13 protein-coding genes are annotated in these 17,177 nt (G+C 50.1%); 5 read left to right on the plus strand and 8 right to left on the minus strand.

What is annotated here, in order from left to right:
- Positions 1-56: 56 nt before the first annotated feature.
- Together PMIT1303_RS09970 and PMIT1303_RS09975 are read left to right on the plus strand one after the other, a co-directional pair.
- Positions 57-287 carry a hypothetical protein gene (locus PMIT1303_RS09970; protein WP_231901440.1) on the plus strand — a complete coding sequence of 77 codons (231 nt, stop codon included), beginning with the start codon at positions 57-59 and terminating at the stop codon, positions 285-287.
- On the plus strand, positions 287-1,492 hold the full coding sequence (locus PMIT1303_RS09975) for an argininosuccinate synthase (protein ID WP_063398587.1): 1,206 nt from the start codon (positions 287-289) through the stop codon (positions 1,490-1,492). The genes PMIT1303_RS09970 and PMIT1303_RS09975 overlap by 1 nt, the downstream gene beginning before the upstream one ends.
- Before the next feature lie 33 nt (positions 1,493-1,525).
- Here PMIT1303_RS09975 and PMIT1303_RS09980 read toward each other — a convergent pair whose 3' ends face one another.
- The 4 genes from PMIT1303_RS09980 to PMIT1303_RS09995 all read right to left on the minus strand — a co-directional run bounded on the left by PMIT1303_RS09980 (position 1,526) and on the right by PMIT1303_RS09995 (position 3,858).
- On the minus strand, positions 1,526-1,960 hold the full coding sequence (locus tag PMIT1303_RS09980; protein ID WP_063398588.1) for a hypothetical protein: 435 nt from the start codon (positions 1,958-1,960) through the stop codon (positions 1,526-1,528).
- A gap of 44 nt (positions 1,961-2,004) precedes the next feature.
- Positions 2,005-2,379: a 30S ribosomal protein S6 gene (gene rpsF / locus PMIT1303_RS09985; protein ID WP_011827575.1), complete on the minus strand. Its 375-nt coding sequence runs from the start codon at positions 2,377-2,379 to the stop codon at positions 2,005-2,007.
- A gap of 78 nt (positions 2,380-2,457) precedes the next feature.
- On the minus strand, positions 2,458-2,922 hold the full coding sequence (locus PMIT1303_RS09990; RefSeq protein WP_011827574.1) for a Tic20 family protein: 465 nt from the start codon (positions 2,920-2,922) through the stop codon (positions 2,458-2,460).
- Between the two features lie 24 nt (positions 2,923-2,946).
- Complete coding sequence (locus tag PMIT1303_RS09995) at positions 2,947-3,858, minus strand: shikimate dehydrogenase (RefSeq protein WP_041375294.1); 912 nt, start codon at positions 3,856-3,858, stop codon at positions 2,947-2,949.
- Between the two features lie 131 nt (positions 3,859-3,989).
- On the opposite strand from PMIT1303_RS09995, the gene dnaK reads away from it, so the two are divergent.
- Complete coding sequence (gene dnaK, locus PMIT1303_RS10000; protein ID WP_063398589.1) at positions 3,990-5,900, plus strand: molecular chaperone DnaK; 1,911 nt, start codon at positions 3,990-3,992, stop codon at positions 5,898-5,900.
- Positions 5,901-7,664: 1,764 nt separating this feature from the next.
- On the opposite strand, the gene PMIT1303_RS10005 is transcribed toward dnaK, so the two are convergent.
- The gene (locus PMIT1303_RS10005) at positions 7,665-8,783 is read right to left on the minus strand and encodes an FAD-binding oxidoreductase (RefSeq protein WP_063398590.1); all 1,119 of its coding nucleotides are present in this window, start codon (positions 8,781-8,783) and stop codon (positions 7,665-7,667) included.
- A gap of 66 nt (positions 8,784-8,849) precedes the next feature.
- Here PMIT1303_RS10005 and purU point away from each other — a divergent pair, with 66 nt between their 5' ends.
- Both purU and PMIT1303_RS10015 read left to right on the plus strand, forming a co-directional pair.
- A complete protein-coding gene (gene purU / locus PMIT1303_RS10010) occupies positions 8,850-9,740 on the plus strand; it encodes a formyltetrahydrofolate deformylase (protein WP_231901442.1) in 891 nt (296 codons plus the stop codon).
- Positions 9,741-9,754: 14 nt separating this feature from the next.
- Entirely contained in the window at positions 9,755-11,068 is a 1,314-nt protein-coding gene (locus tag PMIT1303_RS10015) for an O-antigen ligase (RefSeq protein WP_063398950.1), read from the plus strand.
- Here PMIT1303_RS10015 and PMIT1303_RS10020 read toward each other — a convergent pair.
- The 3 genes from PMIT1303_RS10020 to acnB form a co-directional block, all read right to left on the minus strand.
- Positions 11,007-12,605: a radical SAM protein gene (locus tag PMIT1303_RS10020; RefSeq protein ID WP_063398591.1), complete on the minus strand. Its 1,599-nt coding sequence runs from the start codon at positions 12,603-12,605 to the stop codon at positions 11,007-11,009. The genes PMIT1303_RS10015 and PMIT1303_RS10020 overlap by 62 nt on opposite strands.
- 504 nt (positions 12,606-13,109) lie before the next feature.
- Positions 13,110-14,468 (minus strand): ClC family H(+)/Cl(-) exchange transporter, encoded by a 1,359-nt coding sequence (locus PMIT1303_RS10025; RefSeq protein ID WP_063398592.1) that lies wholly within the window; start codon positions 14,466-14,468, stop codon positions 13,110-13,112.
- Positions 14,452-17,076, minus strand: coding sequence for a bifunctional aconitate hydratase 2/2-methylisocitrate dehydratase (gene acnB / locus PMIT1303_RS10030; protein WP_063398593.1), 2,625 nt, complete (start codon positions 17,074-17,076; stop codon positions 14,452-14,454). Before acnB ends, PMIT1303_RS10025 begins: the two co-directional genes overlap by 17 nt.
- Between the last annotated feature and the right edge of the window lie 101 nt (positions 17,077-17,177).

The raw sequence follows: 17,177 nt of genomic DNA on the forward strand, positions 1-17,177 counted from the left end.
AACATAGTTCATTGACTTCCTTTGATCAGGTGTTTTTTTCTTCCAAGCTGATCTTGATGGTTCTTGCCTGGGGCTTGGCCTTACTACTCAGCTTTGGCTTGCGGTTTTGGGGTCTGTTGCATCCTGAGCCTTTTGTAATTCGGCCCCTCCTGGTGGCGTTGTTGCTCTTTGCTCCTGCGGTTGGCCTCGGGATTTGGGTCATGCGGGAGGGATTTCCTACGGCTGATTCCGGGTCTTTGGTCAACGGGAAGGGAGAATCTTTGAATTGTGATTCGGAGTCCAGTTGATGGGGCGTGCGAAGAAGGTGGTGCTTGCTTATTCCGGTGGTGTTGATACCAGCGTTTGCATCCCATATCTCAAGCATGAATGGGGGGTAGACGAGGTGATCACCTTTGCTGCCGATTTAGGTCAGGGTGATGAGCTTGATCCCATCCGCCTTAAGGCTCTTGATGCTGGTGCTAGTCAGTCTCTGGTGGGAGATTTGATAGAGCCTTTTGTAGAACAGTTTGCTTTGCCGGCGATTCGTGCCAATGCTCTTTATGAAGGTCGTTATCCACTGTCTACGGCTTTAGCTCGCCCCCTGATTGCTCGTCAGTTGGTAGAGGTTGCCAGGGAGGTCGGGGCCGATGCGGTTGCTCATGGCTGTACGGGTAAAGGCAACGATCAGGTGCGTTTTGATTTGGCCATTGCAGCACTAGCACCTGATCTCAAGGTGCTAACTCCCGCTCGGGAATGGAGCATGAGCAGAGAGGAGGCGATCGCCTATGGCGAACGCTGTGGGATCCCTGCCCCCGTGAGTAAGAAATCGCCTTATTCGATTGATCTGAATCTTTTGGGTCGAAGTATTGAAGCGGGTCCTCTTGAAGATCCGATGGTGGCTCCGCCCGAGGAGGTCTTTGCCATGACCTCCTCGATTGACGCTGCACCCTCTCAGGCTCAGGACATTGAGATCAGTTTTGAAGCTGGTAATCCTGTGGCTATTGATGGGGTGCGACTTGATTCGGTGGGTTTGATCAAGGAGGCGAATCGTCTTGCTGGACGGCATGGTTTCGGTCGCCTTGACATCATTGAGAATCGGGTGGTTGGTATCAAGAGTCGGGAGATTTATGAAACTCCAGGGTTACTTTTATTGATTCGTGCTCATCAGGAATTGGAGAGTTTGACACTTGCTGCGGATGTGTTGCGCATGAAGCGTCAATTGGAGATGCAATGGGCTGAGCTGGTCTATCAGGGTCTTTGGTTTTCCCCTTTGAAGGATGCTCTGGATGGATTCATGGATCGCACTCAGATTTATGTGAATGGCTTGGTGCGGATTCGTCTCCATAAAGGCAATGCCATGGTGATTGGCCGGAGCTCTGACACCAACAGCTTGTATATATCTGAGATGGCTACCTATGGCAGCGAGGACAACTTTGACCACAGGGCTGCTGAAGGATTTATCTACATCTGGGGACTTCCAAGTCGCCTTTGGGCAGCAGCTCGGCGAGGCTAAGTTGTGATCTTTTGATTAGTTTTCTTGTGGAGATTATCCTCTGCCTCCAAGCCATCTTGTGCGAAGCAGGGAAGGCACTCTTAATGTGTGAGGCTCCTCAAGCATGATTGACTCAGTTTGAATAGCAGAGTTTTGAGTATGCGTGATTAGGCGATAGCGCTCTAGTAGGGGGATGAGTCGTTGTTGAAATTTTCGTTCGAAAATATCAGGGAGTTCCTTTAGGAGTGCTTCGTATTCCTGGACTTGCTCCTTAAGGTCTTTGATTTGACTTTTAAGTAGATCTTGTTGGTCATAAGGATTTTCTTTGCAGTTAGATCTGATCTCAGCCTTGGTTAGCAGCAACTTGCCTGTTGATTTCCGCCATTGTTGGATGGCATCACGTCTGGTTATTTTTTTATTTTCTTGTTGTGTTTCCTGTTTCTTCCAAATTGGAAGAGGGCTTTGATGGTCCTGATGGGCAACGCGCATGGCAGAAAGGTAACGCCAAGCAGCTTTTTCAACAATGGTGTTGATCAGGCTTCTACGGCTGCGGCTTCCTGCTGTTCTACTGGCTCAGGCTCACTCCCGGGGACGATTCTGGGAGCAGGTAGCGGACCTTCCTGCTTCACAGTTAGGTAGCGAATCACGTCTTCACTGAGACGCATGGCTTTTTCCAGCACGGCCACTTGTTGTCCATTGCCGTTGTGGCTTAGCTGCACATAGATGCCTTCCTTGTGATTTGAGATTGGATAGGCCAGGCGTCGCTTGCCACGCATTTGATTGTCGAGGACCTCTGCCCCAGCTTCAGTCACCATCTCGCGGTACTTGGTGACATGGGTTTCGACTTCCTCTTCCGGGATGTCCGGCCTGAGGATGTACATGGTTTCGTAATAAGGTTGTTGACTCATTAGGTGTTCCGACAGGGACTTAAAGGCTCACGGCAGTGAGCGACGGAGCGACCAGCCTATCTCTTTGTGGTCATTGTTTTAGGAGAGCTGCATGCGAACGGCTTGGCTGATACCTGGCAGGTCTGGTTCACGTCCTCTTAGGCATTCGATGAGGGCGAAAATCACGATGGCAAGCATTGCGACCAGCACAGTGCTGGTTAGCGTGCGCAGCATGAAAGCACCACTAAGAGGTTGTAGAAGGATTTGGAAGGCATAGCCCAGTAGTACGACAACAATGTCTACTAGTAGTGCTTGCAGTGTGTTGAAGCGAAGAAAATAGGGAACTTTAGGGTTCCTTACAACGGCAAGAAAGAGCAAGAAAAATATTAGAAGACTTCCGAACGGGATCCCTTGTTCCAGGATCATGAAGGGTAGGGCTGGAAGTGCAAGCAATTCAAGCAATGGAAATTGCACAAATAAACTTCGCCCAAATGGAATGGTGTCGCTCCAAGGGAGCATGTAAATCAGCACTCCCAGCAATCGTTGCCAGATAGGGATCAGCATGGGGGTCAGATCACTGCTATGACGCTAAACCGTGAGCCAGCCCAGAGCAGCTTTTCTCATCTCTTCGACAGGCACCTGGTTGTTGCCGCTCCAGAGCCTTAGAGAGGCAGCGCCTTGTTGAACAAGCATTTCGAGGCCATCTATGCAATGGCAGCCATGTTCAGTTCCTAAGGTCAGCCAGGCGGTTGGTTTTGGTGTGTAAATCAGGTCATAGAGAGTTGTCTTTGGGCTTAGGTTTTGCCAAATGTTCTTCCCCAGGGGCATTGGCGCTCTAGGAGTTGATGTTTCCGAACGGTTTTGGGACATGCCTACTGGTGTGGTGTTGACCACCAGATCGGCTTTGGTTAGCTGTTCAACCAGAGCAGGGTCCTGTTGGAGAATTCCTTGCAAGAGCACTTGGCAATCAGATTCGGAGCTGGCTGGGTTGGGCTGGAGATCATCGAGAAATCTCTTCAGCGCATCAGATCGGCGGCCAACCACCATGATTTGAGCCAATTTTAAATCTTGTAGACCTGCAACGACTGCGCGGGCGCTACCACCGCAACCGAGCACGACGGCACGACGCCCATGCCACTCGCACTTGCTTTCTTGAAGGGGTGCAATAAAACCGGCCACGTCTGTGTTGGTGCCTGTCCAGCCGCCGTCGACATGAGGGATCAGAGTGTTGACGGCTTTAAGTCGTTTTGCTAGTGGGCTGAGCTCTCGACAGGTTTTGGCCACGTCTTGTTTGTGGGGGATGGTGATGTTCAGGCCAAGGCAGTTGATCGAACGCAGAGCGCAGAGCACATTGGCCAGATCGTTGGTTTCGCAGGGCATGGCCATGTAGCACCAGTCGAGATTCATTGCAGTGAGGGCTGCGTTTTGCATCACTGGTGAGAGGGAATGGTGCACTGGTTGGCCGAGCAGGCCTATTAGGGAGGTTGTGCCGCTAATCATTCCCATTGCTTGATCGGGTTCTGTGCCCAGCCTGCCGGGCGAGCTGTTCGGGAACCACACCTCGCCTCTAAGTGGCCTCACTGCCGAGGATGCACCTGTTCAAGACAGAGATCTTTAGGAGGTCGGCACGAATGGGAAAGGTTGTTGGCATTGACCTTGGAACCACGAACAGTTGTGTCGCCGTAATGGAGGGTGGCAAGCCCGTCGTGATTGCTAACGCTGAAGGGTTTAGAACAACTCCCTCCGTGGTCGCGTATACCAAAAATCAGGATCAATTGGTTGGCCAGATCGCCAAGCGCCAAGCGGTGATGAACACTGATAACACCTTTTATTCAGCGAAGCGCTTCGTTGGTCGTCGGGTTGATGAGGTGAACGAAGAATCGAAGGAAGTGAGCTATGAGGTTGAGAAGTCTGGCTCTAATGTGAGGTTGAAGTGCCCGGTTCTTGATAAGCAGTTTTCTCCTGAGGAAGTGAGTGCTCAGGTGTTGCGCAAGTTAGCTGAGGACGCTGGTAAGTATCTCGGTGAGAACGTAACCCAGGCCGTGATCACGGTGCCTGCCTATTTTAATGATTCACAGAGACAGGCCACCAAAGACGCCGGCAAGATAGCTGGCTTAGAGGTGCTACGCATCATTAACGAGCCAACCGCGGCTGCGTTGGCGTATGGCCTCGATAAGAAGAGCAATGAGCGAATTCTGGTGTTTGACCTGGGTGGTGGAACCTTTGATGTTTCTGTGCTCGAGGTAGGTGATGGTGTTTTTGAGGTTCTATCTACCTCTGGTGACACTCATCTAGGCGGAGATGATTTCGACAAAGTGATTGTTGATCATCTGGCTGCAACTTTTAAGGCCAATGAAGGTATTGATCTGCGTCAGGATAAGCAGGCTCTTCAGCGGCTCACTGAGGCGGGAGAGAAAGCCAAGATCGAGCTTTCCAGTGCTACGCAAAGTGAGATCAACCTGCCATTTATTACTGCTACCTCTGAGGGGCCTAAGCATCTCGATCTAACCCTGACACGTGCCAAATTTGAGGAATTGGCTTCAAAGCTGATTGATCGTTGTCGTGTACCTGTGGAGCAGGCTCTTAAGGACGCCAAACTCTCTTCTGGTGAACTTGACGAAATCGTGATGGTGGGCGGCTCCAGCCGCATGCCTGCAGTCCAGGAACTTGTTAAGAGGGTTACGGGTAAAGATCCCAATCAGACTGTCAATCCTGATGAGGTTGTTGCAGTAGGCGCTGCCATACAGGGCGGGGTATTGGCTGGTGAAGTTAAGGACATCTTGCTGCTTGACGTCACTCCTCTCTCCTTGGGTGTGGAGACTCTTGGTGGTGTGATGACCAAGATGATTACGCGTAATACGACTGTTCCTACGAAGAAGTCGGAAACGTATTCCACGGCGGTTGATGGACAAACCAATGTGGAGATTCACGTGCTTCAGGGTGAACGTGAGATGGCCTCTGATAATAAGAGCTTGGGAACATTCCGTCTTGATGGAATTCCTCCTGCCCCTCGTGGTGTTCCTCAGATTGAGGTGACTTTTGATATCGATGCTAACGGTATTCTTAGTGTTAATGCCAAGGATAAGGGTAGCGGTAAGGAGCAAAGCATTTCGATTACTGGTGCTTCAACCCTCTCTGAAAATGAGGTTGAGAAGATGGTTAAGGATGCTGAGACCAATGCTTCAGCTGATAAAGAAAAGCGTGAGCGCATTGACATTAAGAACCAGGCTGAGACTCTTGTTTATCAGGCGGAAAAGCAACTCGGAGAGTTGGCTGACAAGGTTGATGCTGATTCAAAGGCAAAGGTGGAAGATAAGCGCGTCAAGCTTAAGGCTGCCATTGAGAAAGATGACTTTGATGCGATGAAGTCACTATTGGAGGAACTGCAGCAGGAGCTTTATACCTTGGGCGCTTCTGTTTATCAGCAGGCGGGTGCCGCCGCTGCAGAATCCGGAGCTGATGCTGGAGCAGCTGGCACTGATGCCGGAGATTCAAGTAGCGGTGATGATGTGATCGACGCAGAATTTACTGAGTCGAAGTGATCGGATAGTTTGATTGCTGATGTTATCAAGACTGATTTGCTTTTGTCCCTATAGCTAGCAATAAGCTTTAAGTTCTTCTTGCTAACATTTGTATTTCTGTGGTTATGTGAATGCCATATATTTTTTAATGGTTTTTATTCTTTAATTAGTCAAGTTTGCATCAAGAAACAAAGGATTTCTTGGATTTTTTTGATCAGAGATTCTGCTCTGCTGAAATTAATCCGAATGCTTGGCAGTCTTGCTTACATGCATTAGCCACCTTTTGGAATAGCGATCTCTCGTTTAGGCTTTTATTTGACTGGCACTGGTAAATAGATGCTAATTATGGATGGGCTGGTTTGAGAAAGTATTATGCCTGGAGAGGCTAAAGATCAAATATTTGCAAAATAGGTTGATTTGATTGATGGTATTGTTAATGGATCATATGGATTAAATGATCCATTTCGAAAGCTGCTTTGCTTTCATCCAAGAGTTGATCTATGCGTAAAGAGCTTATTGGAGGTTGCAGGCCTGCTGCCCACTGATCTTTTGTTTGATTGACTTAATATGCCTAACTGTATCAACATTGAGACACCCTATTATTTTGACGAAAATGATAGATATGCATACTCTCACAAATACATGCCTGATGGCAGGAAGAGGATATTTCTACTCATGTGCCGCTAGATTTGATTGATTTAATCTTTTTTGCTGCTTGTTCTTTAGCATATCAATGATTGCCTGGTAGCACTTGAATCTTGTGATCAGTGCTTGAAGAGTGGAGTACCTCGTTACTCTTATTTTGCACCTATCTACTCACAATTTTTGCAAGGTGACCATGCTTGATCCCGTAGGATTTTAAATTCCCTTAAAACCTTTGAGATTTCATCTTTTGTTTCATAACGATCAATAAACAAAGCCTATTGATCTAGGAATTAATGAAGCAAAGGAGGCTCAGGTCTTTTTGGTAAACGTTAACCTTAATCGAATTCCGAATCGTTTGATGTCGAGGATTGTCAGAGAATCTTAAATGAGTCATTATTTTATGTTTGGCATTAGATCGTGAGGAGGATGTGAATCTTTCAAAGTATTATGAGAATATAGTTGCAGAAATTAGAAACTTCAATTCTAGTATTTGCAGCCTCATCACGATTGGATTTAGGGCTCATTCGTTCAATAATGAGTTGTTATCAATGTAGGCGCAATGTCTTAAAAATTAGGATGAGATTAAATTGCTTATGTTTTTCTCTTAGAGCAGTTAGCTCTGTAAATCTGAATGCTCTGAGTCAAAGACTTGTGGGTAAAGCCTGTTGTATGGCAACTTCTAATGAACTTTTTAACGTGTTAATGTTGCATCCACTGTCTATAGGCAGTGATCTGTGTTATAGCTTGCAGGATAGAAAATCCCATTCGCTAAAGTTTATGGAAACCCTTGGAACCATTTTCGCTTGTTTGCTGGCAGTAGTTCCTGTTGGCCTGTTGTTACATTTTTATGCCAGGCACCGAGACAAAGAGATAACTCTGAATTAACGCTCCTTGCTTTATTTCTTCAACATCATGGAGTCTCACCATCTATCAAGCAGCAGCTTCTTACGCATTGAGTAATTTTAATCGCATTTTAGGAGCTTGATCAATTTAGATGGGTACTGGCTTTTCGAGGAATTAAGGCAATCCAAGTGTGTGTCTACCGGCTCATCGAGATTTCTTTGACGCAGCAAACTGGTTATCTCCGGATGCCTTGCTGTTGGATGCTGTTGGATGATTGAAAATTGATCAAGAGTCAAGTCAAGATCTTGTCTCGTGAGTGAGTTGCTCTTTGACCCATGCAGCGCTGGCCGGGGCGAGCAAGACGCCATTTCGGTAATGGCCTGTAGCCACGATTAGCCCGGGCTCTAGTTTTTCTAAAAGAGGTGCTGGACGTTCGACAGGTCGAGCGCGCAATCCATGCCATTGGTTTTTCACAGTCGCGCTCTCTAACCAATCCGGGGCATCTCCCTCGAGGTGTTGCATGGCCTTTAGGTGGCTCGCTATTGGTTGCACTCCTGGCTCGAGAGTGGCACCTATCCAGATCTGATTGGGTCCGTGGGGGATCAGGTTGATGCCATGGCTCACGAGTACGGCAGGCCAGCCGCTCCAATTGTGCTGATCTGAGATCAGCTCTAGATCCAGCACTTGTCCAAGCACAGGGGTCATGGGAAGACTGTGGCCTAGTGGTTCCAGCAGGGCTTCGCTGCCCAGTGCTGCACAGATCACGACAGCCTCTTGGTGCAAATTTGTTCCTCCCGCAAGTTGAAGGCGCCACTGTTTTTGTTTGACAGATGAACTTCGTTCCAGCGAGACGACTGGTTCTTGGATTTGTTGTACGCCTTGCTCTTGAAGGGCGGCCCGTAGGCATTTTTGTAGGAGTATCGGGTCTAGATAACCGTCTTGATGAGAGATCAGCCCCCCATGTTGCGTGTTTGGCCATGATCGGCCCATGCAGGGATTCGAGTTTGGTGAGATCAGCTCAAGGCCGAGATGTTGCCGTTGTTCTGCGAGTTGCTTCATCAGGGTGGCTTCTGCTTCGCTACTCGCAAGTTGAATCAGAGGCGTGTTGAGCTTGAGCGGATGCTCTTGACTGCTCAGTTCTGCAACCCACTCTGGCCAGAGGGTCATGCTGTGTTGTCGGAGTCGCCAGGCTCGTCCACTGCTGCGCCTGAAAACATGCCCCATGAGTACCCCTAGCGAAGCAGTTGTTCCCGGTAGGGTCCCTGATCTGTTAATCGGTTGATCCAGTTTTGGATCAATCAGCCTCACTTGGTGGCCATGCTTGGCTAAATACCAGGCTGTGCCAGCGCCAACCGCACCGGCGCCAATGATTGCAACGGTGGAAGCAGTCATTCTTGATATTGACGAGCAATGCATCTCACTTTGAGGTGTTCTTGGTGCTGACGTTCGTCAAGACAGAATGAGTTTTTGCAATCAGGTTGAGTGAGCTCCCCTCTTGGTGCTGTATGGAATCCCTACGGTTACAAGCTTCGTGTGATTCTGCAGCTCATCTGCCCAGATCGGCCTGCTTTGGTGAGTGAGTTGTCGGGATGGGTGGCTGTTAATGGAGGCAATATTCTTCATGCTGATCACCATACGGATGTTGGGGCTGGCCTGTTTCTGAGCAGGATCGAATTTGGGATTGAGGGCTTCGGATTGCCTCGAGAGGCGATAGCACCGGCTGTGAATGCTTTGGCAGATCGCCTCGGGGGTCAGGCTCAATTGCATTTTTCGGATGAGATCCCTCGGGTGGCGATCTTCGCCAGCAAGCAGAGTCACTGTCTGTTGGATCTGCTTTGGCGCACTCGCAGTGGGGAGTTGCCGATGCAGGTGCCGCTTGTGATTGCTAACCACTCTCAATTGGAGCCTTTATGCAGGGAGTTTGGTGTTTGTTTTGAGTGTGTTCCTATGACGCCTGCCAGCAAGCCTGAGGCGGAACACACCATGCTGGATTTGTTGGCTGAGCATCGGATTGAGCTGGTTGTGTTGGCCAAGTACATGCAGGTGCTTAGTGGTGCTTTTCTAGAGCGTTTCCCCACCGTGATTAATATTCACCATTCTTTCCTGCCGGCTTTTAAGGGGGCACAGCCCTATCACAGGGCCTGGGATCGAGGGGTGAAAGTGATTGGGGCTACCGCCCATTACGTCACTGAAGATCTGGATGACGGGCCGATTATTGAGCAGACCATCGAGCATGTAAACCATCGTGATGAGGTGGAAGATTTGATTCGTAAAGGACGTGATACGGAACGTCTCGCTTTGGCAAGGGCCTTGAGATTGCATCTTTGTCGCCAGGTGATGGTCTATCGCGGTAGAACCGCTGTTTTTGCATGACGGTGTTGGCTTGGATGGCTCGATGTCGCCCTGCTGCTGCGACCTCCATTGGATGGCTTGCTTTCCAGTGGGGGCTTTTTTTGTTGCCTTCCAGTGCATTGTTGGCAGGCCTGTTGCTGCTTACGGCCCTGGTGCTTGGTAGTTGTCAGCGACAGCAACCGTTTTGGCGCGATCCCTGGAATTGGCCTTTGCTGATTGCCGCACTGTTGATGCTGGTTGGTTGCGTGCAGGCCTATTCGGGTGGACGTGCTTGGGTTGGTCTGGGGAATTGGTTGCCTTTCTTTTGGGCTTTTTGGGCTTTTCAGCCTTATTTAGTTAGTGATGAAGCCCGACGACGTTGTGCCCTTTGGCTTGTCGCTGGCACTTTGCCTGTGGTGATTACCGGTCTCGGACAGCTCTGGTGGGGATGGCAGGGGCCATGGCAATTGTTCGGTGGCTTAATCGTCTGGTTCATGGCTCCAGGGGGGGAGCCTACTGGCCGTTTATCTGGTCTATTTGATTACGCAAATATTGCTGGAGCCTGGTTGGCCTTGGTTTGGCCATTCTGTTTTGCAGCTCTGCTTCAGCCTGCCCTCAGTCGTTTTCAACGCAGTGTGGCTTTGGGGGTCGCTATTGCTGTTGTGGCTGCATTGGTTCTCACCGACTCACGAAATGCTTGGGGAGGGTTGATGTTGGCGATTCCCTTTGTTTTTGGGCCCGCCAGGTGGCCCTGGTTGTTGCCGTTGATCGTGTTAGCGCTGATACCAGTGACCCTTGCAGCATTACCAGGCAGTCCTTCAGGTTTGCAGCAGTGGGCACGCACGTTTGTGCCTGAGGGTATTTGGGCGCGTCTTAATGACATGCGCTATATCCAAGATCGTGAGTTGATGTCAACTCGCATGAGCCAGTGGGGGGTGGCTCTGCAGTTCATTGATTCTCGTCCTTGGCTGGGTTGGGGGGCTGCTGCTTTTTCAGTGCTCTATCCGCTGCGGACTGGTCAGTGGCATGGCCATGCCCATAACCTTCCTCTTGAACTTGCTGTGAGCCATGGGATACCCGTGGCTCTGCTAGTGGTGGGGACTGTTTTAGCCCTCTTGATCACAGTCTTGCGACGTGGTGTGTTGACTGGTGGAGTCTTGATAAGCCGAGGTTTGAGTAGCACGGTCTTTGACCGTGCTTGGTGGACAGCAAGTTTGATCCTGGTGGTGATGCACGCTACTGATATGCCTTTCTTTGACAGTCGGCTCAACATTGCCGGCTGGATTCTTTTGGCTGGATTGCGTTGCATCATTCTTCCCCAGCAGTCACTCCAACATGCTCGTTTAGGGCTTGATGATGATGTTCGATGAGTTGCTTTTGGTTGAGGGGCCCTTCTAGATGGGTCCAGGGAAGTGTTCGTGATGGCTCCCATGATTCATGCACCACTTCTTCCCAGGCGGGTGGGCGGGGTAGTGGTGTGGCTTGTTCAGTCGTTGTACTGAGATCCCCTTCACGTGCTGCTTTGTAAGCCTTTTTCCAGCTGCCTAGTTTGTTGTGTGAGCCCCGGACAGATGCAATCACAGGGGCGAGGCGTCGGTCACTGCGTGACAGCAGAGCCTGGATCGTGCTCCATCCGAAGCTTTCTGGTCGCACCTCAATGCCTTTTGGTTTCAGTTGTTTTGCTAGTTGTTTGAGTCGTTTCTCCGCCTTACGGTTGATCCCGTGCCATTGAAAGGGAGTATGAGCCTTAGGGACAAAGGTGCTGACTCCCAGAGTGAGGCGTAAGCCTGGGGTTGTTTTTTTGAGGTTCAGTAACAGATTGCTCGTGTCGTCTATATCGGAGTCTTCTTCGGTAGGCAGTCCAACCATGCCGTAGAGCTTCAGGCCCCTGAGGCCGCCTTCAAACGCATATTTGGCAGCCGCAAAAATTTCTTCTTGAGCAAGCTTTTTATTGATCATTGCGCGAATGCGCTCGCTGCCGCTTTCGATGGCAATTGTGAGTGATTTACTGCCGCGGCGGTTCAGGATCCTGGTCAATTCTGAGTTCACTGTGGCTGCCCGTACAGAGCTAACGCTGAGGCGGATGTCGTTGAAGCGATCTTTGTCTAACCATTGCAGTAGCTCACCAAATTGAGGGTGTTGGGTAACAGAGGCGCCTAGTAGTCCAAGTCTCTTGGTGGCGGTGAGTCCTTTCTCAATGGCAGGGATGAGTCCATCGTCTAAGGATGGACTGCGGAAGGGCAGTGTGAGATAGCTTGCAAGACAGAATCGGCAAAGTTCTGGGCAGCTGCGCACCACCTCAACCATATGGATGTTTGGCCAGGCAGCATCTGGCGTGATCACTGTGGAATGAGTGAGGGTGTTGCCGCGCCAGGTTTGCTTCGCGATTGAGGGGGGTAAGTCGGATTCGCTGGGCTTTACTGTCAGCAGGGTGTCGTCAGCGTCGTAGATGGGTTCATAGAACCTTGGTACATAGACACCTGGAATCTTTGCCAGAGCTCGCAGGCGATCAGTTCGTGGCAACTGTTTCACTTGTTGGAGCGTATCGATGAAGGCTGGCAAAAGTTCTTCCCCGTCTCCCAACAACACCACATCGAAAAATGGAGCTAGGGGTTCGGGGTTAGCTGTGAGTACAGGACCACCACCAAAAACAATCGGGTTGTTTTCTCCGCGTTGATGACTCCATAGCGGGATGCGTTGTTGCTCAAGTAGATCCAGTAATACCGGACCATCCAGTTCCCAGCTCAGGGAGAGTCCGAACAGGTCGCATGTGCGATGGGGGATGTCCCCTTGATCGGTAAATAACCGCCTTACATCGATGTCTTCACGTTTAGCGAGGGTGGCCCAGATAACTTGATATCCCAGGCTGGTAATCCCAATGCTGTATGTGCTTGGGAACGCCAGCACGGCTCGGAGCGCTCCAGGTTCGGGAACGGCGGGGGTGAATAGGAGCGTTTCCTTGTTCAGGAGGTCAACCTTGGCAACATCAGTTCATCATGCAGAGGTAATCGGTATCGGGTGCGAAATCATCTGATGTACGTCAATAAATCAATGGTTAAGGAATCAGCCCTTCATCATTGGGTTGATTGATCTTGTTTGATTATATGTTTTGATCTGCCAGCTGTCTTTAGCGAATTCCTTGCTTCACTTTATATTGATGGAGTAAGAATTTAGATGACTACCTGCCTTTTAGGGATCTAGGTTATTGTGATATTTAATGGCAATATTGGCTGACGTCTTGAGCTCAGGAGCGGATATTTACGAGTCTTGTTATGCAGATTATGAGAATTCAAATAATATGGGTTGTTTTGATTCTCTTTGTAAAATTTTTCTAGAGGATGGATTTTGGCTGTCTGTAAATTATCCAGTTTATTTAGATATTATAAGTAGCAGATTGCTTCTTTCGATTGGTTACTCTTTGTATTCCATTTTGATTTGTCTTTCATAGATTGAGTGTTCATTAAAGAGGCGAGCGACGAGAAAGCTCGATAGGCATGCAACTAGTATTGGTTTGAGGATTAGTAAATCTTTTGTTAGTGCGAAGGCCAAAAACATGGCTGTGATCGGTGTGCGTGAGCAGCTGGCTACGAACGCTCCCATGCCTGCAAAAATGAAGGTACTGGGTGCATGGCCAGTGAGCATTTCTGCCCAGTCTCCACAGGCCAGGCCGATTGCTCCTCCTAGGGTCAGCATCGGGACAAATAAGCCTCCTGGAGCTCCTGAGGCAGCTGCGAGCCCGGTAGTGAAAAACAGCACGACGAAGGTGCTCAGAGCCATCAGAGGACCAGCTTCTCCTCCACCGACCAGATCTTGGAGGTTATCCAAATTCCTAAAGCTCTCAGGAAGAGCTGCATAAACCCCTCCGAGTACACCACCACTGAGCACCATCCTTAAAACGAGTCGATTGCCGAACCAGTTTTTACCTTTGCGTTGCATCGCTAGGACGTAGCGGCAGTAAAACTCCGCCAAGACTCCAGTGACCAAACCAAGGGCGATTAGGTAGCCCAGGTCGATTGGTAGAAAGTGCACTAGGGGTGTGTATTCACGTTCCAGTTGAAAGCCCACGCCTTTGCTAAGACTTCCAGCTGATGGACTTAGCCCTAGAAATCCGAACACATCGGCCCAAGTATCAGCCCAGAAGGTGGTGACAACCACCAGCAGCAAGACTGCAGGTTTTGCAGAATGAAGTAGCTCTTCAATGACATAAACAAAGCCTCCAATTGGCGCACTGAAAATAGCGGCTAGACCTGCCCCACCTCCAGCAGCGACAATGACTCGGCGAAAGGCGATTGGTGCCTTTAACCATTGAGCAAATTTCCAAGCGACAGAGCCTCCCATTTGCACTGCTGGTCCTTCTGGACCAAGTGGAAAACCACTGCCGATGGCTATAACTCCTGCGACTAGCTTGACCATCCCAACCCTCAATCCCATTGGTACGGATCGATGGCGTAAAAATGCCATGATGTGGCTCACCCCTGAACCGCTCGCAGAGGGGGCTAGACGGGAAACAAGCAACCCAGAAACCAAGCCTCCTGTGGCACCAAGGGCTGGTAGGACGATCCATGGCGGAAGAAGCTCAAGAAGCTTGAATCGCCACTTGGCGAGGCTATAGATACCAGCTTTGAAAAGCACTCCTGTGAGGGCCGCTCCAAGGCCCGTAAGCATCAGAGCCAGCACAACCACAAACCAGCGCTGTTCTAAGAGTTTGCGGATGCTGCGACTGGACTGCATCAGATTTTGTTGCTGGTTTAGATCATTCGGCATGGCCATTGGTGGGTGAAAACTCTGCAAGAACTTCTGCTTGTATGTCGTTACTTACCACGCGTCCTTGATCTACAAAGCCATCAATCTGGTTGAAATTTAGATAGCGATAAAGCTCAGATGAGAGGGGGTCAATTTTTTCTGTAGCGATCGAAAGGTATTCTTTTGGTGTAGGGATTCTGCCTAATAAGGCACATACTGCTGCCAACTCAGCACTGCCTAAATAGACCTGGGCTCCTTGGCCTAGTCGATTGTTGAAGTTTCGAGTGCTTGTGGAGAAAACGGTTGTGTTGTCTTCCACGCGTGCTTGATTGCCCATACATAATGAACAACCAGGCATTTCCATGCGGCTCCCTGCAGCTTCGAAGATTTTGTAGTAACCCTCTTCTTGAAGCATGGCTTCATCCATTCTTGTTGGTGGGCAAACCCATAGGCGAGCTTTGCTGGTTCCAGACCCTTCAAGAATTTTTGCGGCAGCTCTGTAGTGGCCGATGTTGGTCATACAGGAGCCGATAAAGACTTCCTGCACTGGATTGTTTGCAACCTCACTGAGTAGTTTTACATTGTCGGGATCGTTGGGACAGGCCAGTACGGGTTCTTTGAGTTCGTCGAGGTTGATATTTATGATTTCGGCATACTCTGCGTTTTGATCAGCGCTAATCAATTCTGGCTTTGCCAGCCAAGCTTCCATGGCTTTGATACGTCTTGCCAGGGTGCGAGCATCCTGATAACCGCGGGCAATCATGTTTTTTAGCAATGCAATATTGCTGCGAAGGTATTCAGCAACCGTTGATTCAGAGAGTTTGATCGTGCAGCCAGCGCAGGAACGTTCAGCAGTGGCATCGGTTAGTTCAAAGGCTTGCTCCAGCTTCAGATCAGGTAATCCTTCGATTTCCATGATTTTGCCGTTAAAGACATTGAGTTTGTTGGCTTTTTCTACGCTGAGTAGACCTTCTTGAATCGCGACCAAGGGGATGGCATTGACGACGTCACGCAGTGTGATGCCGCTCTGCAGTGAGCCGCTGAAACGAACCAGTACAGATTCCGGCATGTCTAGGGGCATGGCACCGATAGCTGCAGCAAAAGCCACCACGCCAGAACCTCCGGGGAAAGAAATGCCTAAGGGGAAACGAGTGTGGCTATCGCCGCCTGTTCCCACTGTGTCTGGCAGAAGCATGCGGTTCAGCCAGCTGTGGATGATCCCATCGCCTGGATGAAGTGCTACTCCACCACGCTGGGCGAAGAAATCGGGAAGTTCTTTCTGGGTTTGTAGATCTACAGGCTTCGGGTAGGCAGCGGTGTGGCAGAAGCTTTGCATGACTAGATCTGCTGCAAATCCCAGGCAGGCGAGCTCCTTCATTTCGTCCCGGGTCATTGGTCCAGTTGTGTCTTGGCTGCCTACAGTTGTCATCAGCGGTTCGCAACTTGTCCCAGGACGTATTCCTTCGAGACCACAAGCAAGACCAACGATTTTTTGGGCCTGGGTATACCCCTTGCCCGTTTCAGGAGTGTCTCCTGGGCGGACGAATAGATCGGATGTTGTCAGTCCAAATTGAGAACGCACTTTGTCGGTTAGTGCTCTGCCGATCAGTAGGGAGATACGCCCACCCGCTCGCACTTCGTCGCTGATGGTGATTGGTTTGAGCTTGAAGTGAGCCACGATTTCGCCTGCTTTAGCTTCTCCGAAGGCCCGTTCGATGGTGCCGGCATGTGGACGGATGGTGATCACATCGCCACTTTGCAGTTGACTGACATCACATTCGATTGGTAGGGCGCCGGAGTCTTCCGCTGTGTTGAAGAAAATGGGAGCGATTTTGCCGCCAAGGATGACGCCGCCGGATCGCTTGTTGGGTACGTAAGGGATATCGGCGCCTATGTGCCAAAGCACCGAATTGATTGCTGATTTGCGAGAACTGCCCGTACCCACCACATCGCCCACGTAGGCAATGGGATGGCCTTTTGCCTTCAGGCTGATGATCTTGGCAAGGGCATTGGGATCCCGTGTTTCCAGCATGGCCAGAGCATGCAGGGGGATGTCTGGTCGTGTGGTGGCATGGGTGGCTGGGGATAGATCGTCGGTATTGGTTTCACCATCAACTTTGAAGACGGTGACTGTGATCTCTTTGGCTAAGACTGGTTTGGAGGTGAACCATTCAGCGGCGGCCCAGCTTTCTACAACTTGTTTGGCGAAGCGATTGGTTTCAGCTAGTTCGATAACGTCATGGACAGCGTCGTAGACGAGCAGGGTGCGACTCAGGCCTTTAGCGGCGCATTCAGCTAGCTCGTGGTCATTGTGTTGAAGCAGCTCAATCAGAGCTGCAACGTTGTACCCCCCAATCATCGTGCCTAGCAGTTTTGTGGCTTCTAAAGGAGTAATGAGTGGGCTCTTGCTGTTTCCCTGGGCGATAGCACTCAGCCAGGTTGCCTTCACGTAGGCAGCTTCATCTACGCCTGGAGGGATGCGTTCACGCAACAGGTACAGCAATTCAGAGCTATCTCCTGCTGGTGGATTTTGTAAAACTAAGGTGAGTGCTTGGGTTTGTTCGGCAGTGAGGGGCAGGGGGGGGATGCCCTGGGCGTCACGTTCGGCGGCGAGCTGGCGATAAGCACTCAGCATTTGGGTGATTCCTCGGCAGCGGTAATGGCCCTTCTATTGTTATTTGCCGTCGATCCCTCCTGGAAGGAGATCGATATTGAAATGCAATTACCGGATGCTGC

The sequence above is a fragment of the Prochlorococcus sp. MIT 1303 genome, assembly GCF_001631965.1.
Taxonomy (GTDB): Bacteria; Cyanobacteriota; Cyanobacteriia; order PCC-6307; family Cyanobiaceae; genus Prochlorococcus; species Prochlorococcus marinus_D.